At 66.9% G+C, this 19,221-nt stretch carries 19 protein-coding genes; 12 read left to right on the top strand and 7 right to left on the bottom strand.

The window, feature by feature from the left end; all coding sequences use genetic code 11:
* Positions 1-44 precede the first annotated feature (44 nt).
* On the bottom strand, positions 45-491 hold the full coding sequence (gene arsC, locus ACPEH8_RS06685) for an arsenate reductase (glutaredoxin) (protein ID WP_423666355.1): 447 nt from the start codon (positions 489-491) through the stop codon (positions 45-47).
* Positions 488-1,228 carry an arsenical resistance protein ArsH gene (gene arsH / locus ACPEH8_RS06680; RefSeq protein WP_017354801.1) on the bottom strand — a complete coding sequence of 247 codons (741 nt, stop codon included), beginning with the start codon at positions 1,226-1,228 and terminating at the stop codon, positions 488-490. Before arsH ends, arsC begins: the two co-directional genes overlap by 4 nt.
* A gap of 42 nt (positions 1,229-1,270) precedes the next feature.
* Between arsH and ACPEH8_RS06675 the strand changes: the two genes are divergently transcribed.
* Positions 1,271-1,597, top strand: a complete 327-nt coding sequence (locus ACPEH8_RS06675; protein WP_136005267.1) for an ArsR/SmtB family transcription factor — start codon at positions 1,271-1,273, stop codon at positions 1,595-1,597.
* The gene (gene arsB / locus ACPEH8_RS06670; RefSeq protein ID WP_017354803.1) at positions 1,594-2,667 is read left to right on the top strand and encodes an ACR3 family arsenite efflux transporter; all 1,074 of its coding nucleotides are present in this window, start codon (positions 1,594-1,596) and stop codon (positions 2,665-2,667) included. The genes ACPEH8_RS06675 and arsB overlap by 4 nt, the downstream gene beginning before the upstream one ends.
* A 39-nt stretch (positions 2,668-2,706) precedes the next feature.
* Here the strand turns inward: arsB and arcD are convergent, their stop codons facing one another.
* The 3 genes from arcD to ACPEH8_RS06655 form a co-directional block, all read right to left on the bottom strand.
* Positions 2,707-4,131 (bottom strand): arginine-ornithine antiporter, encoded by a 1,425-nt coding sequence (arcD, locus tag ACPEH8_RS06665; protein ID WP_166473475.1) that lies wholly within the window; start codon positions 4,129-4,131, stop codon positions 2,707-2,709.
* A gap of 111 nt (positions 4,132-4,242) precedes the next feature.
* Positions 4,243-6,783: a methyl-accepting chemotaxis protein gene (locus ACPEH8_RS06660; protein WP_136005275.1), complete on the bottom strand. Its 2,541-nt coding sequence runs from the start codon at positions 6,781-6,783 to the stop codon at positions 4,243-4,245.
* 169 nt (positions 6,784-6,952) lie between these two features.
* Positions 6,953-8,431 (bottom strand): SulP family inorganic anion transporter, encoded by a 1,479-nt coding sequence (locus ACPEH8_RS06655; protein ID WP_423666353.1) that lies wholly within the window; start codon positions 8,429-8,431, stop codon positions 6,953-6,955.
* 249 nt (positions 8,432-8,680) lie between these two features.
* Between ACPEH8_RS06655 and ACPEH8_RS06650 the strand changes: the two genes are divergently transcribed.
* Positions 8,681-8,980: a putative quinol monooxygenase gene (locus ACPEH8_RS06650; RefSeq protein ID WP_017354807.1), complete on the top strand. Its 300-nt coding sequence runs from the start codon at positions 8,681-8,683 to the stop codon at positions 8,978-8,980.
* A 4-nt stretch (positions 8,981-8,984) separates the two neighbouring features.
* On the opposite strand, the gene ACPEH8_RS06645 is transcribed toward ACPEH8_RS06650, so the two are convergent.
* Entirely contained in the window at positions 8,985-9,848 is an 864-nt protein-coding gene (locus ACPEH8_RS06645; RefSeq protein WP_423666351.1) for a DMT family transporter, read from the bottom strand.
* A 121-nt stretch (positions 9,849-9,969) separates the two neighbouring features.
* On the opposite strand from ACPEH8_RS06645, the gene ACPEH8_RS06640 reads away from it, so the two are divergent.
* Positions 9,970-11,385 (top strand): PLP-dependent aminotransferase family protein, encoded by a 1,416-nt coding sequence (locus ACPEH8_RS06640; protein ID WP_423666349.1) that lies wholly within the window; start codon positions 9,970-9,972, stop codon positions 11,383-11,385.
* On the opposite strand, the gene ACPEH8_RS06635 is transcribed toward ACPEH8_RS06640, so the two are convergent.
* Positions 11,382-11,777 (bottom strand): hypothetical protein, encoded by a 396-nt coding sequence (locus tag ACPEH8_RS06635; protein ID WP_017354810.1) that lies wholly within the window; start codon positions 11,775-11,777, stop codon positions 11,382-11,384. The genes ACPEH8_RS06640 and ACPEH8_RS06635 overlap by 4 nt on opposite strands.
* Positions 11,778-12,003: 226 nt before the next feature.
* On the opposite strand from ACPEH8_RS06635, the gene ACPEH8_RS06630 reads away from it, so the two are divergent.
* The 8 genes from ACPEH8_RS06630 (at position 12,004) to ACPEH8_RS06595 (ending at position 19,142) form a co-directional block, all read left to right on the top strand.
* Complete coding sequence (locus ACPEH8_RS06630) at positions 12,004-12,567, top strand: fasciclin domain-containing protein (RefSeq protein ID WP_423666347.1); 564 nt, start codon at positions 12,004-12,006, stop codon at positions 12,565-12,567.
* Between the two features lie 134 nt (positions 12,568-12,701).
* Positions 12,702-13,649: a hypothetical protein gene (locus tag ACPEH8_RS06625; protein WP_153164871.1), complete on the top strand. Its 948-nt coding sequence runs from the start codon at positions 12,702-12,704 to the stop codon at positions 13,647-13,649.
* A gap of 139 nt (positions 13,650-13,788) precedes the next feature.
* Positions 13,789-14,484, top strand: a complete 696-nt coding sequence (locus ACPEH8_RS06620) for a response regulator transcription factor (RefSeq protein WP_017354813.1) — start codon at positions 13,789-13,791, stop codon at positions 14,482-14,484.
* A gap of 25 nt (positions 14,485-14,509) precedes the next feature.
* Positions 14,510-15,763, top strand: coding sequence for a HAMP domain-containing sensor histidine kinase (locus ACPEH8_RS06615; RefSeq protein ID WP_313159787.1), 1,254 nt, complete (start codon positions 14,510-14,512; stop codon positions 15,761-15,763).
* A 111-nt stretch (positions 15,764-15,874) separates the two neighbouring features.
* On the top strand, positions 15,875-16,285 hold the full coding sequence (locus ACPEH8_RS06610) for a diacylglycerol kinase (protein WP_313159795.1): 411 nt from the start codon (positions 15,875-15,877) through the stop codon (positions 16,283-16,285).
* A 93-nt stretch (positions 16,286-16,378) separates the two neighbouring features.
* A complete protein-coding gene (locus tag ACPEH8_RS06605) occupies positions 16,379-18,034 on the top strand; it encodes a phosphoethanolamine transferase (RefSeq protein WP_423666345.1) in 1,656 nt (551 codons plus the stop codon).
* A 283-nt stretch (positions 18,035-18,317) separates the two neighbouring features.
* A complete protein-coding gene (locus ACPEH8_RS06600; protein ID WP_082316333.1) occupies positions 18,318-18,617 on the top strand; it encodes a PAAR domain-containing protein in 300 nt (99 codons plus the stop codon).
* A gap of 195 nt (positions 18,618-18,812) precedes the next feature.
* Positions 18,813-19,142, top strand: a complete 330-nt coding sequence (locus tag ACPEH8_RS06595; protein ID WP_423666343.1) for a polymorphic toxin type 15 domain-containing protein — start codon at positions 18,813-18,815, stop codon at positions 19,140-19,142.
* Positions 19,143-19,221: the final 79 nt, after the last annotated feature.

The raw sequence follows: 19,221 nt of genomic DNA, 5'->3' as shown, positions 1-19,221 counted from the left end.
GCCGAACAGGATGCGGCTTTCCGGCACGCCGGGTCTGCAGGCGATCAGCGCGGCGGTCGGGTGACATCGCCGTCGGCCGAATCGGCCACGGACACGGCCGGCACCACCTGGCCGTCTTCCTTGGTGAAATCGGTGCGCAGCGGCGGCAACAGCGCCAGGACCGCTTCGGATGGCCGCGCCAGGCAGACACCACGCTCCGTCTCGACGAAGGGACGGTTGATCAGGATCGGGTGCGCCAGCATCGCATCGAGCAGGTGGTCGTCATCCAGCCGCAGGTCATCCAGACCCAGCGCGGCGTAGGGCGGCACGTTCTGCCGCAGCGCCTGGCGCACCTCCAGGCCCGCGCGCCGGATCAGCGAGACCAGCCGCTCGCGCGTCGGCGGCGTCACCAGGTACTCGATCACCTCCGGCTGGATGCCGACATGGCGGATCAAGGCAAGAACGTTGCGCGAGGTGGCGCACGCAGGGTTGTGGAGAATTGTTGCCTTCATGGCGCGCTCCCGGCCGTCGGCGATGGTGCTGCAACGGCACCGGCGGCCACCGCCAGCGCGTGCATCGCCGCGACGTCCTTGCGTTCGCTGTAACGGCTGGTGAGGTAGTCGGTGCGCCCCCGCACGAGCAGTGTGAACTTGACCAGCTCCTCCACCACATCGACCACGCGGTCGTAGTACGGCGAGGCACGCATCCGGCCCGCGTCGTCGAATTCCTGCCAGACCTTGGGCACCGACGACTGGTTCGGGATGGTGACCATGCGCATCCAGCGGCCCAGCACGCGCAGCGCGTTGACCACATTGAACGACTGCGAGCCGCCACAGACCTGCATGACCGCCAGCGTGCGACCCTGCGTCGGGCGCACGCTGCCCTCGGACAGCGGCAGCCAGTCGATCTGGTTCTTGAACACCGCGCTCATGCTGCCGTGGCGCTCCGGGCTGATCCAGACCTGCCCTTCGGACCACTGTGACCAGGCACGCAGCTGCTGCACCTGCGGATGGTCGGCCCCGACGGCATCGCACATCGGCAGCGCGTGCGGATCGAAGACCCGTACCTCGGCGCCGAAGTGCTGCAGCAGGTGCTCTACTTCGCGTGCGAGCAGCCGGCTGTAGGACTGTGGGCGCAGCGATCCGTACAGAATCAGGATCCGCGGCGGGTGGTCGCCGCCCTCCTGGCGCAATGCGTCCAGATCGGGCGACGGGGCCGCCGCCGGGGTCAGGTGGGGAAGGCGGGACATGAGGGCGTTGCTCCGGCGCTATTGTTCCACTATTCTAGAAACATGGAACACAAAACCGCAACCACCGCCCTCGCCGCGCTGGGCCACGCCACCCGCCTGAGCGTATTCCGCCTGCTGGTCCAGGCGGGCCACAGCGGTCGCCTCGCCGGCGAGATCGCCGCTGAACTGTCGTTGCCCGGGGCCACCCTCTCCTTCCACCTCAAGGAACTGGCGGCTGCCGGGCTGGTGACGGCCGAAGCGCGGGGCCGCAGCATCTGCTACCGCGCCGAGTTCGACGCGATGAACGGACTGATCGGCTACCTGACCGAGAACTGCTGCGCCGGCGACGCCGCCTGCGGACCGGATGCCCGCTGCATGCCGACGCCATGACGTCTCCCGCCGCCCCCCGCCTGTCCTTCCTGGACCGTTGGCTGACGCTGTGGATCTTCGCGGCGATGGCGCTCGGCATTGCCTTGGGCGCCTGGTTCGAGGGCCTGCCCGCCGCCCTGGATGCCCTCAGTATCGGCAGCACCAACATCCCCATCGCGATCGGCCTGATCCTGATGATGTATCCCCCGCTGGCGAAAGTGCGCATGGATACCCTGCCCACCGTGTTTGCCGACAAGCGCGTGCTGCTGCTGTCGCTGGTGCAGAACTGGGTGGTCGGGCCGGTGCTGATGTTCGCGCTGGCCGCCCTGCTGCTGCGCGACCATCCCGATTACATGACCGGCCTGATCCTGATCGGGCTGGCGCGCTGTATCGCAATGGTGCTGGTCTGGAATCAGCTCGCGCGTGGCGACAACCGGTATGTCGCCGGCCTGGTCGCGTTCAATTCGCTGTTCCAGATCGCGTTCTTCAGCCTGTACGCCTGGCTGTTCCTGTCGGTGCTGCCACCGCTGTTCGGCCTGGAGCGCAGCGTGATCGACGTCAGTCCCTGGACCATCGCCAGCGCCGTGCTGGTGTATCTGGGCATTCCGTTTGCAGCCGCATGGCTGGGGCGGGTGCTGCTGACCCGCATGCGCGGTGCGGACTGGTACGAAACGCGCTTCCTACCCGCAATCAGCCCGCTGACGCTGGCCGCGCTGTTGTTCACCATCGTGCTGATGTTCAGCCTCAAAGGCAGTGATGTGCTGCGCCTGCCCCTGGATGCGATCCGCATCGCGCTCCCCCTGACGCTCTACTTCCTGCTGCAGTTCCTGATCAGCTTCTTCATGGGCCGGTGGATCGCCAAGGACTACCCACGCACCACGGCCATCGCCTTCACCGCCACCGGCAACAACTTCGAACTGGCGATCGCGGTGGCCATCGCCTCGTTCGGCCTGGCCTCGCCGGTGGCGTTCGCGGCGGTGATCGGGCCGCTGGTGGAGGTACCGGTGCTGATCCTGCTGGTCCACCTGGCGCTGTGGCTGGGGCGCCGTGGATTCGCCCCTGCCGGCAGCCGCGTCGACAGCGCGGCATGAACGGGACGACCGGACCGGGCCGGCAACCGCTGCCGCAGCTCAGGCCAGCGTCAGGCTGCCGTGCCACAGCCCCCATACCCCGCACAGCGCCACGCCCAGCACGCCCCCGGCGATCCCCCACTCCACCGGAGTGAACACCGGCTGCCCGTGCTGCCGCTTGGCCAAAGCGAACATGAGCATGCCCGGTGCGTACAGCAGCGCCGACAGCATCACCTGCGCCACGCCGCCGGCATACACCAGCCACACCGCATACACGGTGGCCAGCAACGCCACGAACAGGTCGCGCCGGCGCGGCGCGGCGGGGTCGGTGTAGCCTTCGCCACGCCACGCGATCAGCACCCCGTAACCGGCCGAGAACAGGTACGGCACCAGCGCCATCGAGGCGCCCAGCAACACCAGACTGGTGTAAGTGCCGGCATTGAACAGGGTGATCACCAGGAACAGCTGGATCAATCCGTTGGTGAGCCACAGCGCGTTGGCGGGCACGTCGTTGGCGTTCTGGCGGGCCAGGAAAGCGGGCATCGTGCCGTCCCCGGCCGCGGCGTACAGCACTTCGGCACACAGCAGCACCCAGGCCAGCAGCGCGCCCAGCACCGACACGATCATGCCGATGATGATCAGGGTGGCTCCCCACGGGCCAACAATGGCCTCCAGCACGAACGCCATCGAGGGGTTGTGCAGGTGCGCCAGCTTCTCGTGGCCGAGCACGCCCATCGACAGCAGATTCACCAGCATCAGCAACGCCAGCACGCACAGGAAGCCGATCACGGTGGCGCGCCCCACGTCGGCGCGCTTTCCTGCACGCCGCGAGTAGATACTGGCGCCCTCGATGCCGATGAACACCCAGACGGTGATCAGCATCATCCCGCGCAGCTGCTCGCCCAGGCTGCCCAGCGTGGCGGTACCCCAGAAATCGCCAGTGAAGATGTCGGCCCTGAAACCGATCGCGGCGATGATCAGAAACACCACGATCGGCACGATCTTGGCCACCGTCACCACCGCGTTGACCAGCGCCGCCTCGCGGATGCCGCGCAGGATCATCGCGTGCATCGACCACAGCAGCACCGATGCACATGCCACCGCCTGCCAGGTGTTGCCTTCGCCGAAGGCAGGCACAAAGTAGCCCAGGCCGCTGAAGATCAGCACGAAGTAGCTGACATTGCCCAGCAGCGAGCAGACCCAGTAGCCCCAGGCCGATGAGAACCCGATGTAGTCGCCGAATCCAGCCTTGGCGTAGGCGTAGATGCCGGTGTCCAACCCGGGCTTGCGGTTGGCCAGGTTCTGGAACACAAACGCCAGCATCAGCATGCCCAGCCCGCTGATCGCCCAGCCGATCAACGCGGCCCCGGGGCCGGCGCTGCGCGCGATGTTCTGCGGCAGCGAGAAGATGCCGGCCCCGATCATCGAGCCGACCACCAATGCGGTCAGTGCGGAAAGACCGAGGCGGTCGGAGGGCGCTGTCATGACGGTGCCTGCGCGGTCAGGGGAACGCCCGCAAGTCTAGGACCGCCCGATGATTCCAGGGTGAAGCGCGCCGGTGCCGGCATGCACCGACGCGCATGCCGGACGCCTGGCTCACACCGTTGCCGGTGCGCGTCCGCCCGCACGCTGCACCGGTGCGGCCGGCGCCTGCAGGCGGAAGATCGACACTGCGGTGCCCAGCTGCTGTGCCTGCTCTTCCATCGCACGTGCCGCTGCCGTCGCTTCTTCGACCAGCGCTGCGTTCTGCTGCGTGGTTTCGTCCATCTGGGTGATGGTCTGGTTGACCTGCTCGATGCCGGCCGACTGTTCCTTCGAGGCCGCCGAGATCTCGGCCATGATGTCGTTGACCCGGCGCACGCCGCTGACGATGTCCTCCATCGTTCGGCCGGCGGTCTGCACCAGCGCCGAGCCCTGGCTGACCTGCTCGACCGAATCGTCGATCAGCGTCTTGATCTCCTTGGCCGCGCCGGCCGAGCGCTGCGCCAAGGCGCGCACTTCAGAGGCGACCACCGCGAAACCACGGCCCTGCTCACCCGCGCGCGCCGCTTCCACCGCTGCGTTCAGGGCCAGGATGTTGGTCTGGAAGGCGATCCCGTCGATGACCGTGATGATCTCGGCGATGCGCTTGGAGGACGCTTCGATACCGGCCATCGTCGTCACCACCTGGCCCACCACCAGGCCACCCTGCGACGCTACCTCGGCAGCGCCGGCGGCCAGCTGGTTGGCCTGCACCGCATGGTCGGCATTCTGACGCACGGTGGAGGTCAGCTCTTCCATCGATGCCGCGGTTTCCTCCAGACTGGCGGCCTGCTGCTCGGTGCGGCGCGACAGATCGCTGTTGCCCGAGGCGATCTCGCCGGCGGCCAGGTTGATGCTGTCGGTGGCCTGCTGGATACGGCCGACGATGTCGGTGAGCTGGCTCACGGTGGTATCGGCATCGTCGCGCATGCGGGCGAACACGCCGTGGAACTCACCGTGCATGCGCGCGGTCAGGTCGCCCGCCGCGATCGCCTGCAGCAGGTCGGAAATCTGCTGCAGGTTGTCGTCGCTCACCTGCATCATGGTGTTGAGGTTCTCCACCATCAGGCGGAAGTCGTGGTCGAACCGCACCACGTCGCCGCGCTGGCTGAAGTCGCCGATGGCCGCCGCGCCGGCCAGATCCTGGATCTGGGTGTTGATCGCGCGCAGGTTGCCCTTGGTGGTATCCATCGCCGCGGTGAACGCGGCCTGCTCACCGGGCAGGCGGTCCATGTCCGGGGTGAGGTCGCCGACCGCATAGCGCTGCATCACCTCGACCAGGCGCCGGGTCACGCCGATGTTGGCACCCACCAGGTGGTTGGTGTCGTGCACCATGCGGCCGTACGCGCCGGGGAACCCCTCGGCATCCATGCGGTAGCTCAGCTCGCCGGCTTCGTGGCGCCGTGCCATCTCGGCCTGGGCGGTCATCACCGCCTGCAGCTGGTCACGCATGCGCTGCATCGACTGCAGCAGGCGGCCCACTTCGTCATCGCGCACCGCCGGCAACGGCGTATCCAGGCGACCGTCGGCGACCTCGGCCGACAGCCGCACCGCATCGGCCAGCGGACGGATCGCCTGGCGGCGCAGCAGCACATAGACGCTGCCGCTGAGCACCAGCGCCGCGCCCAGGCCCACGGCCAGGATGATCCAGAGCAGCGCGCGGGCCTGCGCGGTGATCAGGTCGTGCGGCACGATCACGCCGAGCGCGAAGCGCTCCTGGCTGCCGCCGATGCGCAGCGGCACGTACGCCTTGACGTTGCCGGCGGCGTCTTGGTGGAAATCCTCGTACGGCTTGTCCGCCGCGATCTGCGCCAGCAGGCGGCGGGTCGCCGCGTCCTCGCGGCGCGTGCCGATCTCCTTGGCGTCGGCGGCGGCCAGCACGATGCCGGCCGGCGAAATCAGCTCCACATGGCCCTCGCCCATCGGACGCAGCGCGGCCAGGCGCTCCTGCAGTGCGGCCAGGCCGAAGTCCACGGTCACCGCACCGAGGAAGGTGCCGTTGTCCAGCACCGGCGTGGACAGCGTGGTCATCAGCACCGGCTTGCCGCCGATCTCATAGCGGTACGGCTCGGCCACGGTGGGGCGCTTGAGCTCGCGCGGGCGCAGGTACCAGTCGCCGTCGCCAGGCACGTCGTAGCCCTTGAGCACGTCCTGCACCGGGTTGCCGTCCTGCCAGGCCCAGTAGCTCATGAAGCGGCCGGTGGCATCGTGGGCCTCGGCATCGACGAAATCGGCATCCTTGCCGTCGAACGCCTGCGGTTCCCACAGCGTGCCTAGGCCCACCCACTCCGGGTGCGAGCGCAGCTGCTGCTGCAGGATCTGTGCGGCGGTGCCGCGCGACAGCGTGCCGGCGGCATGCTGCACCACCAGGCTGTCGGCCAGTGCCTGGCTGGTGGCGAACGCAGCGGACAGGTCGGTATTGACCCGGCGCGCCTCGGCCTCGGCCTGGCTCTGCATGGTCCGCCGCGAGGACTCCACCAGCGCCTGGCTGGCTTCGCGGTAGCTGATGGCCGCGGTGACGCCGAAGCAGAGCATGGCAATCAGTGCGGTACCGAGCATCAGCCGGTTGGCGATGCTGCCGGGGCGCTTGGAAGCGGTCGAGCGGGACGCAGGCATGGGGGCGGTTCCGGAAATAGGGTACAGGGTCAGCGGACGCCATCGAGCGCCACTACGGCATCGCGCAGTCCATTGCGGTCCAGCCCGGGACGGTGACACTCACGCACCGGGCATTGAGCTGGATAACGGCCTTGCCGCGCCGATGTTTAGCCGCGTTTCCTGACCGGGTTCAGTGTCCGCCCGGTGGCAGCCCATCCACGCCCGGTGTCCGCGCCAGGCGCTCGACCAGGGTCTGGCTGGCCGCATTGAGCCCGCGGACCTCGACCTGCGCGCCATGCGCACGCAGCCTGGCCACCACCCGTTCCAGCGCAGCCACCGCGCTGAGGTCCCAGAAGTGCGCGTTCGACAGGTCGATCACCACGCGCGCGGGAACATGCTGCAGATCAAAGCTGGCAGCGAACTGCCCGGCCGACGCGAAGAACACCTGCCCGGCGACGGTGTAGGTGCAGCTGCCATCGGCCTGCGCGACGGCGTGGACATCGAGCATGCGCCCCACCTTGCGCGCGAAGAACAGCGCCGACAGCAGCACCCCGGTCAACACTCCCTTGGCCAGGTCGTGGGTGATCACGGTGACCACCACGGTGGCCACCATCACCAGCGACGAGCTCTTCGGGTGCAGCCGCAGTTCCTGGAACGAGCGCCAATGGAAGGTGCCGATGCTGACCATGATCATCACCGCCACCAGCGCGGCCATCGGAATCTGCCGCACCCAGTGGGCGCCATAGACCACCAGCAGCAGCAACAGCACACCGGCGACCAGGCACGACAGCCGCCCGCGCCCGCCCGAGGACACGTTGATCACCGACTGCCCGATCATCGCGCAGCCGCCCATGCCGCCGAACAGCCCGGCAGTGATGTTGGCCAGGCCCTGTCCGGCGCATTCGCGGTTGCGCTGGCTGGGGGTGTCGGTCATGTCCTCGACGATCTGCGCGGTCATCATCGACTCCAGCAGACCCACGACCGCCAGCGTCGCCGACACCGGCAGCAGCAGGCGCAGCGTGTCCCAGGTCAACGGAACATCCGGGAACAGGAACGTCGGCAGGCTGTCCGGCAGTGCGCCCATGTCGCCGACCGTGCGCACCTCCCAGCCAAATCCGATCGACAGCACGGTCAGCACCACGATCGCCACCAGCGGCGACGGCACCGCACGGGTCAGCCGCGGCAGCAGGTAGATGATCGCCAGCCCGGCCGCGCACACCGCCCATACCTGCCAGGACCGTCCGATCAGCTCGGGCATCTGCGCCAGGAAGATCAGGATGGCCAGGGCGTTGACGAAACCGGTGATCACCGAACGCGACACGAAGCGCATGAGGGCCCCCAGCTTCAATGCGCCGGCCACCACCTGCAGCAGGCCGGCCAGGATCGTCGCAGCCAGCAGGTACTGCAGGCCGTGGTCGCGGACGAGGTCGACCATCACCAGGGCCATCGCGCCGGTGGCCGCCGAAATCATGCCGGGGCGGCCGCCGGCGATGGCGGTGACCACCGCGATGCAGAACGACGCGTACAAACCGACCTTGGGGTCGACGCCGGCGATGATCGAGAAGGCGATCGCTTCGGGGATCAGCGCCAGTGCCACGACGGCGCCGGACAGCAGGTCGCCACGGATATTGCCGAGCCATTGCTGGCGCAGCGGATAGGAAACGGACATGAAAAAACTCCACGCACCGGCGCGGCGCGCGGCGCGTTGTGTGATGGAAACAAGGCACTCCCTGGACCCGGCACTGGCACGGGCGCGTCGTCAGCGCGTTGTCAGGGTGGCGTCATCACAGCAGGTCCGGCCCGGAGGCGAAAGCGGCGCGCAGGATACCGCAGCGCCGCCAGCCCCTCAATGCGGCGGGCGTTGACCTGTGCCGCCCGCATGCCCAGCATGGGCGCCGGACCTGTTTAGGAGTGCACCATGTACGGATTGATCGGCAAGATGAAGACTGCGGCCGGCGAGCGCGATCGGGTGATCGCGATTCTTCTCGACGGTACCGGCGCCATGCCCGGCTGCCTGAGCTACGTGGTTGCCACCGACCCGGCCGATCCGGACGCGATCTGGATCACCGAGGCATGGGAGAGCGCCGACCTGCACCGCGCCTCCCTCGCCCTGCCGGCCGTACAGGCGGCCATCGCCCAGGCGCGCCCGATGATCACCGGCTTCGGCGAGCGCTTCGAGACCGCCCCGGTGGGCGGGCACGGCCTGGTCAGCGGCTGACGCCTCAGCGTGCGAACCGCCGGGCGCCCGCCACGCAGGCCACCGCGCACAGCGTGACCACCAGCATCATCGGGCTCACCGTTTCGTGCAGCAGCAGCGCGGCCAGGGCCAGGCCGAAGAACGGCTGCAGCAACTGCAGCTGGCCGACGGCGGCGATCCCGCCCTGGGCCAGGCCGCGGTACCAGAACATGAAACCGATCAACATGCTGAACACCGACACGTAGCCCAGCCCCCACCAGGCGGGCGCGCCCACCTGTGCCAACGATGCCGGCCAGCGCAGCAGCATCAGCGGCAGCATCAGCGGCAGCGACACCACCAGCGCCCAGCTGATCACCTGCCAGCCACCCAGCGTGCGCGCCAACCGCGCCCCTTCGGCGTACCCCAGCCCGCATACCACCACTGCTGCCAGCATCAGCAGGTCGCCCTGCAGCGAAGCCTCGATACCGTTGCCGAGCGCGTAGCCAACCACCACCACGCTGCCGAGCAGCGAGAACCCCCAGAACGCGGGGCGCAGCCGCTCGCCGCCGCGCAGCACGCCGAACACCGCCGTGCTCAGGGGCAGCAGCCCGAGGAACACGATCGAGTGCGCCGATGACACATGCTGCAGCGCCAAGGCGGTGAGCAGCGGAAATCCGACCACCACGCCCAACGCCACGACCGCCAGCGCAGGCAACACCGCTGCGGCCGGTCGCCGCTGGCCCAGCGCGTGCAGCAGCGCCCACCCGAGCACGGCGGCGATGCTGGCGCGCGCGGCGGTCAGGAACAGCGGGTCCAGATCCGCCACTGCCACACGGGTGGCCGGCAGCGAGCCGGCAAAGATCACCACGCCAATCAACCCGTTCATCCAGCCGCGTGTCGCGTTGTCCATCGTCCAATCCTTGTAGGGGACGGCCAGTGGATCACGCCGACCCGGCCTTCCCCCAGAGACAGTCCAGTACACTTCGACGTAACTGTTATGCCCTGACCTCCCCTACGGAATGCACACACCGATGACGCCGCCCGCCACCCGCATCGATGCGGTGATGACCGCCGTGCGCGCGAAGATCACCGCGCGCACCTATCTGCCCGGCATGCGCCTGCCCTCGGTGCGTGCCCAGGCCCGGGCACTGCAGTTGTCGGTGTCCACCATCGTGGAGGCCTACGAGCGGTTGGCGGCCGAAGGGCTCATCGTGGCCCGGCCCGGCTCGGGCTTCTACGTCATCGGGCCGGTGGCACCGCTGGCGCTGGCCGAGATGGGGCCGCCGCGCGATCGCCAGGTGGACCCGCTGTGGTTGGCGCGGCAGTCGCTGGAGCAGGACGCCAGCGTGCTCAAACCGGGCTGCGGCTGGCTGCCCGACGACTGGATGTACGTGGACGGGATCCGCCGTGGCCTGCGCCATGCCGCGCGCAGCAGCGCATCGGCACTGGCCGGTTACGCCACCCCGCTTGGGCTGCCGCCGTTGCGGCAACTGCTGGCGCGGCGCCTGGCCGGCCACGGCATCGATGCCGCACCCGAGCAGATCATGCTGACCGAATCGGGATCGCACGCGATCGACCTGATCTGCCGTTTCCTGCTGGAACCCGGCGACACCGTGCTCATCGATGACCCGTGCTATTTCAACTTCCTGGCACTGCTCAAGGCGCACCGGGTGCAGGTGGTGGGCGTGCCCTATACCGCCAACGGGCCGGACGTGGCTGCCTTCGCCGCCGCACTGGAAGCACATTCGCCACGGCTGTACATCACCAATTCGGGCATCCACAACCCGACCGGTGCGGTGTTGTCGCCGGCCACCGCGCACCGCCTGCTGTCGTTGGCCGAGCACAGCGACCTGGTGATCGTCGAGGACGATCTGTTCGCGGACTTCGAGCACACGCCCGCACCGCGCCTGGCCGCATTTGATGGGCTGTCACGGGTGATCCAGGTGGGCAGCTTCTCCAAGACGCTGTCGGCGGCGGTGCGCTGCGGCTTCATCGCCGCACGCGGCGACTGGATCGAGCAGCTGGCCGACCTGAAGATCGCCACCAGCTTCGGCGGCGGGCGCCTGGCCGCCGACATCCTGCACACCGCGCTGACCTACAGCGGCTACCGCCGCCATGTGGAGTCCATCCGTACCCGCCTGGCCGTAGCACGCGCGCACACCCTGGCGCGGCTGGCCGCGCTGGGCATCCGCCCCTGGCTGGTGCCGCAGGCGGGGATGCTGCTGTGGTGCCACCTGCCCGACGGCCGTGATGCGGCCACCCTGGCGCGCACCTGCCTGGCCGACGGCGTGGTGCTTGCGCCGGGCAATGCGTTCAGTCCATCGCTGAGCGCGGGTGGGCTGCTGCGCTTCAATGCCGCCCAGGCGCAGGACCCGCGCATCTTCGACGTGCTGCGCCGGGCGCTGCGGGAGCGGCCCGCAGACGCGCGCGCCGTCGCCGGGGACTAACCCACCAGCCAGTCCACGATCAGGCGCGGCAGAAAGACCATCGCGGCGACAACGGCCACGAAGATCATCAGTACCTTCAGCGTCAGCGGCCGGCGCCGGGGATGGCTGAAATGCAGGTGCAGGTCGCGCAGCTCCGATTCCAGCGCGTAGTGTCCGGTCGCCGAGCGCCTTCCGGGCGCCGACGTGAGCCGCTCCAGTTCGCGGCAGCGGGCCATCAATTCGCGCGCGGGCGTCTTCAGCAGAATCTGATGGCGGATCTCGACCAGTCGCGACGTGAGCGGCATCAAGGCCTCCGCGCAACGGTCGGCCGGTGTCTGCTGCGCCGCCAACCGCGCCGCCTCCACATCGATCGCGTATTGAAGCGCATCGCGGTCTGCACGCAACTGCGTCAATGAACGTCTGCCCACACGCATCGCACGCTCCCTATGCGGCTGATCCCGCCACCGGGCGGTTCGTCCATTCTAGAGCGACGCCACGACCAAGGAATCTGAATACGCATAACGGGTACATGGCACCGGTCCGCTGGAAACAGTCGCTCCCACGTGCATCCGCTTGCCTGCCCGCTGCGTACCTTCAGTACCCCTCATCCCGAGGGCACACCAGATCAGGAGAAGCACCATGCACGCTCTTCTTCAACGCATCGCCATCGCCGCCAGCTTCGCCGTACTCGGCACCACCCCTCTGCTCAGCATTGCCGCCGACACCGTCATGGTCGGCGGCGCGGCGATGTACCCGACGAAGACCATCGTTGAGAACGCCATCAACTCCAAGGATCACACCACCCTGGTCGCCGCCGTGAAGGCCGCCGGTCTGGTCGACACCCTCAACGGCAAAGGCCCCTTCACCGTCTTTGCGCCCACCAACGCCGCCTTCGACAAACTGCCGGCGGGCACCGTCGATACCCTGGTCAAACCCGAGCACAAGGCCGACCTGACCAGGATCCTCACCTATCACGTCGTCCCCGGCACCTACACCTCCATGCAGCTCACCGCCGACGCCAGAAAGCACGGCGGCACGGCAACGCTCAAGACCGTTCAAGGCGAGCCGCTGACCATCAAGCTGCATGATGGCAAGCTCTGGGTGGTGGATGCCAAGGGCGGCAAGGCGGCGATCAGCATCGCCGACGTTACCCAGTCCAACGGCGTCATCCACGTCGTGGACAGCGTGCTGATGCCCAAGTAACCGCACGGCCGGGCGGGCATTCACGGGAATGCCCGCTGCGGGTCGGCGTTACCGGGGCCGACGTGTAAACCTTCTCACCGCCTTCTGCATCCAACCTTGGATATCACCACAAGGCGACCGATATGAAGGCATGGATGTGGATGCTCGTGGCTCTTTTGGCTGCAGGCACGGTGCCGGCAGCCACGGCCGCCGCGCCGCAGGTGGAGACACGCGACATCGCGAATTTCTGGATCGCGTACGACGCCATCCGTGCCGAAACCGATCCGGTGCGCAGGAAGGCGCTGATCAACACGCTCTACATCGGCAAGGGCACGCCCGGCCTGCATGCCCTGATGCGGGCGCGCGGCTACACCGACGACCAGTACGTCGCAGCGATTGATGCCTGGCCGCGTTACTGGGCGTCGGTACGCCCGCTGACCGGTCGCGCCTTCGCCGCCACCGCCCCACTCGAGGCCGATCTGGCCACACTCAGCCGCCTGTACCCCGCCCTGCGCCCAGCGGGCATCACCTACGCCATCGGCGTGCTGCGCACCGGCGGCACTACGCTTGACGACAAGGTGCTGATTGGCGCCGAACTCGCCCTGGGCGACGACAGCGTCGATGTCTCGGAGCTTCCCGAGCCTCTGCAGACCCGGCTGCGCACCTTCTATGCATCTCAGCCGTTCCACAACAACGGGCAGAACAACATCCATGAGTACATCCACACCCAGCAGGCCGAGGCCGGCGATACCCTCGCCCAGTACGCACTGCGCGAAGGCGTGGCGGAGCTGGTGGCCGAGCTGGTCACCGGGAAGAAGCCCGATCTGCCGCTGTACGTGTACGGGCCGGCACACGAGGCCGAGCTGAAGGCACGGTTCCAGGCCGACCGGCGCGGGAACGACTACCGCGACTGGCTGTACAACAGCAGCAACAACCGGTTCGGGGTGAGCGACCTGGGGTACTACGTGGGATACCGCATCGCGAGCGCGTACTACGCCGCGCAGCCGGACAAGGCCACAGCGATCGCGACGTTGCTGGAGCTGCGCTATGACGATGTGCAGGCAGTGGACGCAGTGATCGAACGATCCGGCTACCTGCGCTGATCCGAACGACGTCCACGGCGGTGCGCGCCCTGTCGACAGGTACGCGTTCGACGTCCCCTCAGCGGCAGGGTCCGGCGACGCTTGGCAACCCTGCGCCGATCCCGCACAGTTCCCCTCTGCCCCAGGATGCCGATGCCCCATGACACGCCTGCTCATCATCGAGGACAACCCCGAGCTGGTGGCCAACCTGTACGGCTTCCTGGAGCCACTGGGCTATGTGCTGGACGATGCACGGGATGGCGCCACCGGCCTGCGCCTGGCCACGCAGAATGACTACGATGCCATCCTGCTGGACCTGATGCTGCCACGACTGGACGGCATGACGCTGTGCCAGAAGCTTCGCGAGGAATTCCAGAATCCCGTGCCGGTGATCATGCTGACCGCCCGCGACCCGGTGGACGACCGGGTGCAGGGCCTGGCGCAGGGTGCGGACGACTACCTGGTCAAGCCCTTCTCATTGAAGGAGCTCGATGCGCGCATCCAGGCGCTCGTCCGCCGTGCCCAGGGCCGCAACGTCCAAGGCACGCTCACTTGGCAGGACCTGCGCGTGGACACCCGGGCGCCTCAGGCGTGGCGGCAGGGCCAGACCATCACGCTGACTCCGAGCACCCACAAGCTGTTGCTGTGCCTGATGCGTGCCGCGCCTGACGTGGTGAGAAAGCAGGAGATGGAATACCTGCTCTGGGGCGACCATCCGCCGGAAAGCGGTGCGTTGCGGACGCACATCCACGAGCTCCGCCAGCACACCGACAAGCAGTTTGCGAATCCGCTCATCGAAACGGTGCATGGCATCGGCTGGCGTCTGAACGCGCCCCGGACGCCCGCCCCGGAATGACCATGCAGGGAGGCCCGTTGCCACCATGAAAGCGATCTACCGCCAGATGACGCTCAGAGTGCGCATCATCGTGTCGTTCGTGCTGCTGATGGTCGCCGTCATGGGGTTTGTGGTCGCCGCCGAGCAGCTGGACTATGACGAACTGCGCGCATACGTCATCTCCAGAAGCCTGCACGACGAGATGCATCGGCTGCAGTCGGAGCTCGCCAACGGCACGACGCCAACCCTCTCCCCCGGCAGCCAGCTCTATGACAGCCGCAGCGTACCCGATGACCTGCGCAGGTTTGCACCGGGCTACTACAGCGCCGACCCGCCCGACGTCTGGCACCTGCTGGTGTTCGACGGCGATGGCCAGCGCTACTACCTCCGCCAGGATGCAGAGCGCTACCAGTACCTGGAGCACGTGATTGACGGCTATGCGCTGGTGGTCATTCTGCTGTGCATCCTGTGCGCGTTCTGGATCGGACGGCTGACCGCGGCGCGGGTCATCGCCCCGATCACCCTTCTGGCCGATGCGGTGCAACGCAAGCAGACCCCCTTCCCGTTCCAGGATGCGCGCGATGAGATCGGGGTGCTGGCACGCGCCTTTGCCCAGCACAGCGACGAGGCGGAGCAGTTTCTGCAGCGCGAACGCTGCTTCGTGGGCGATGCGAGCCATGAACTGCGCACCCCACTGGCCGTCATCTCCGGGGCAGCGGAGACCATCGTTCACCAGCTGCCCGACGACAGCCACCTGAAAGCGAGTGGCGAGCGCATCGTGCGCACCACGCAGGAGATGCAGCGCCAGCTCACCTGCCTGCTGCTGCTCTCGCGCGACCCGCAGCGCCTTGCCAAGGAAGACGTGCCACTACGCCCGCTGATCGAAGAATGCATGACGCGCTGCCACCCCTGGCTGGCGGGAAAGCCGGTGACCGTGCGGCTGGATGCGCCACAGGCGCCGTCCATCCATACCAATGCCGAACTGGCGCGCAGCGTGGTCTGGAACCTGCTGCGCAATGCATGCCAGTACACCGATCAGGGCGAAATACGCATCGCCGTCGAGGGTGCCACACTGGCCATTGCCGACACCGGCCCGGGCCTGCCACCCAGCATCGACCCGCAGCAGTTCCAGCGTTTCGCGCCCAGCCTGCGCGAGAGTGGCGAAGGGCTTGGCCTGTCGATCGTGCAGCGGATCGTGGACCACCTGGGATGGCACATGGCGGTCGAAAGCTTGCAGACCGGCTGTCGATTTACCGTGGACATGTCCGGCACCGGGCACGGAGCAGCGCAGAGCCGATAGCCGCGCGTCCACGCGCGGCCAGGAAAGCGCGCCATGCCGCGCCGGTCCTGACAGCTTCCTGACGCCGCCTTCTCAATGATCTGCCTCGATCACGTCCTTGATGAGAAGCAGATGCAAGCGCCAGACCCCGTCGGAACCGGCAAGTATCGCCACGGCAGAACCGGATTCAACCGGATTCTCCACACGTTGATTCATTCGCGGGATGGCTTCCTGGCAACCGTGCGCGGCGAGGCCGCCTTTCGGCAGCTCCTGGCTCTGCATGGCGCACTGATGGGAGGCACGCTGCTGCTTGATGTCACCCCGGTGGAGCGTGCGCTGATGCTGGCCGCCAGCTTCATCAGCCTGATCGTGGAGCTTCTCAACTCGGCCATCGAAGCCGTCGTTGACCGCATCTCGCTTGAGCGCCACCCCTTGTCCAAGAATGCCAAGGACATGGGCAGTGCAGCACAAACCGTCGCACTGATGATGGTGGGTGCCGTGTGGATGGCCATCCTGCTGGGACAGGACGCCACGGCGCTTTGATCCACACGGACCACCGGGACGCACCGCGTCATTCCTGACAACTTCCTGATACGAGCATTTTGATACTGCGCGCACTCTTCATTCATTGGACGAATGCGCGTGATTCAACGCCTGACCTCTGTGCGACTCAACCCGGTACAACTGACATGGGTAGCCGCACTGTTCTTCACCACCCTCGGCAACATCGCACTGTGGCAGACGCTATGGACCCACCTGGAGCTGGATGGCCTGCGCGGCGTGATGTTCGCCCTGAGCCTGCCGGTGTTCTTCTTCTGCCTGTTCAACCTGCTGCTCATGCCGGTGCTCGCGCTTCCGTATCTGCGCAAGCCCCTGCTGGCGCTGCTGGTGATCATCAGCGCCGCCTGCACGTACTTCATGCTGCACTACAACGTGCTGATCGACCGCAGCATGGTGCAGAACGTCTTCGAGACCAACCAGGCCGAGCTCGGGTCCTACTTCTCCGTTCCCCTGCTGCTCACCATCGTGGTGCTCGGTGTCCTTCCGGCTGCGGCAATGGTGTCGCTGCGCATCGGCAGCGCATCGGCGGGAAAGACCGCCGGCTGGATGCTGATCAATGCAGTGGCAACACTGGTGATCCTGACCGTAGTGTCCATGTTGTTCTACAAGGACTACGCCTCCCTGCTGCGCAACAATCGTGAGCTCAGGGACAAGGTGTTGCCGGTCAACGTCGTACGCAATGCCAATGGTTACCTCAAACGCAGATATCTCACGGTATCACGACCGCTGCAGGCCGTTGCCGAGGACGCTACCCGGCCAGCGATGGTCGCCGGCAGGCGGCCGAGACTGGTGATTGCCGTCGTGGGCGAGACCGCGCGCGCACAGAACGTCCAGCTCACTGGCTACCCGCGCGAAACCAATCCGGTACTGTCGGAGCGAGGGGATATCATCGCCTTCAGGAACGTCTCATCCTGCGGCACCGCCACCGCCATTTCCGTGCCCTGCATGTTTTCCCGGATGGCACGCAGCCAGTACGACGACGTGCGCGCCGCAACCGAGGAGAATCTGCTGGATATCCTGCAGCGCACCGGCGTGAACATCCTCTGGCGCAACAACAACAACGGTGGCTGCAAAGGGGTGTGCGCACGCGTGCCCACCGATGACATGCCCACGCTCAAGGTGGCCGAACACTGTGTCAACAGGGACGGCACCTGCTACGACGAGGTGCTGCTGCATCAACTCAATGCGCGCATCGATGCCATGCAGGGCGATGCCCTGATCGTGCTTCACCAGCTGGGCAGCCACGGCCCCACCTACTTTGAACGCTACCCGCCGGACGCGACCGTCTTCACCCCGACCTGCAACAGCAATCAGATCCAGAAGTGCACCAACGAGGCGCTGATCAACACGTACGACAATACGCTGCGCTACACCGACCGCATGCTGGGCAGGACCATCGAGATGCTCGAAAGCTATTCGGACCAGCGGGACGTGGCCATGATCTACGTTTCCGATCATGGCGAGTCGCTCGGCGAGCGCGGCATGTATCTGCACGGCACGCCGTACGTCATTGCGCCGCCGGAGCAGACGCGCGTGCCCATGTTGATGTGGTTCTCGCCGGCATTCGCACTTCACGCCAACCTCAACCTGGCCTGCCTTCGTTACCATGCCGAGGGAACCCCGTACAGCCATGACAACATCTACCACGCCGTCCTGGGCCTGTTCGATGTCAGGAGCAGTGTCTACCAGCTTGATGTTGATCTGTTTGCCGGCTGCCGCTCCGGGGCGTGACCGCCCTTGCCACCTGCGCCGTCACGTTCGCCGCAGGCGGATAACCGCCTGGGCGTGCTCGAGCAGCAGGATCGTTTCCCCCTGCACGGATTGAAGCATCGCGGCGTCACAGCTGCCGTCGGGAACGGGGGCGACAAGCAGGACGCCGCCGGCCATCAATCGCCGGCGACGACCGGGCATTACCACCCCGATCTGCCCGCCGTGAAACCGCCGCGAGGGCGCTGATTGTTCCGGCCAGTGTTCCGCAAGCTCTTATCAGGTACTTCGGGGATACTCCAGGTGCGTGATTTTCTTGGTGGGCCCCTTCCCCATCGTCACGGGCGACCCGACCTTCATTGTCGATGGCCAGCCTCTGGCCAGGCACGGTGCCTACCTGGCCTGCGGCTGTCAGGTACTGCCGGTCAGGCAGAGCACAGTTTCGGTGGACTCAGGCGGCAGCGGTGGTGCACGCAGCGGCTCTGCTGCCGCATCTACCGTCATGGCCTCGCCCGCCGGGTTTGTGGCGAAGGGCACGACCGCGCAGGCAACCACAGCCTCGCCCCCGCTCAAACAGGTGGTGGTCTCCATCTGCTGGCCGCCGTGACCGTGGAGTTGGGGGCGCGCGGGCGGGTTTGGCTATGCAGCCGCGAAGGCCGACAACACCGGCGCCCGTATCGGCAAGCGGTTGCTGCACGTGATGGAGGAAGTGGAAGACGCCTTCAAGGGCTTGGCGAAGGCATGACGCGCACGCAAGCGGCGCCAGCGTGATGGGAACCGAACGCCTGAGGGCAACAGGACGGTGGCAACCAAGCGGCTGTCCAAGCGCATGCCACGCAAGGATTCACTGTGCTTCAGTCCGCAGACGCTGCCAGCGTCCAAATCCAAGGAGATGGATCGGCAATGGAAAGGTCAGGAGCAAGGGCTCAATGATATGAGCGTTGAAGAGTACCTTGAGGCGCGAAAGGCGCTTGATCCGAAGAATCGGGATCAGAAGGCTGCCAAGGCTGCAAGAGCAAGCTTTAAACAGAAGACCCAAGCTAAAACGTTCAAGGAGTTGAGGTCGTCGGGTAGTTCGCTGGAGGAAGCGGAGCGACTTGCCCAAGAGCATGCTGATGTAATGACCCACTGATTTCCTGCTCAGGTGTTACTTTCCCCGAAAGAGACACCGATGAGCGAAGTGATGGAAGAAGAGATCAAGCGTTGGACGG

Source organism: Stenotrophomonas sp. NPDC077461 (genome assembly GCF_049545475.1).
Lineage (GTDB): Bacteria > Pseudomonadota > Gammaproteobacteria > Xanthomonadales > Xanthomonadaceae > Stenotrophomonas > Stenotrophomonas nematodicola.
Note: the sequence above shows the minus strand (reverse complement) of the source record. Positions and strands in the feature narration are given on the sequence as shown.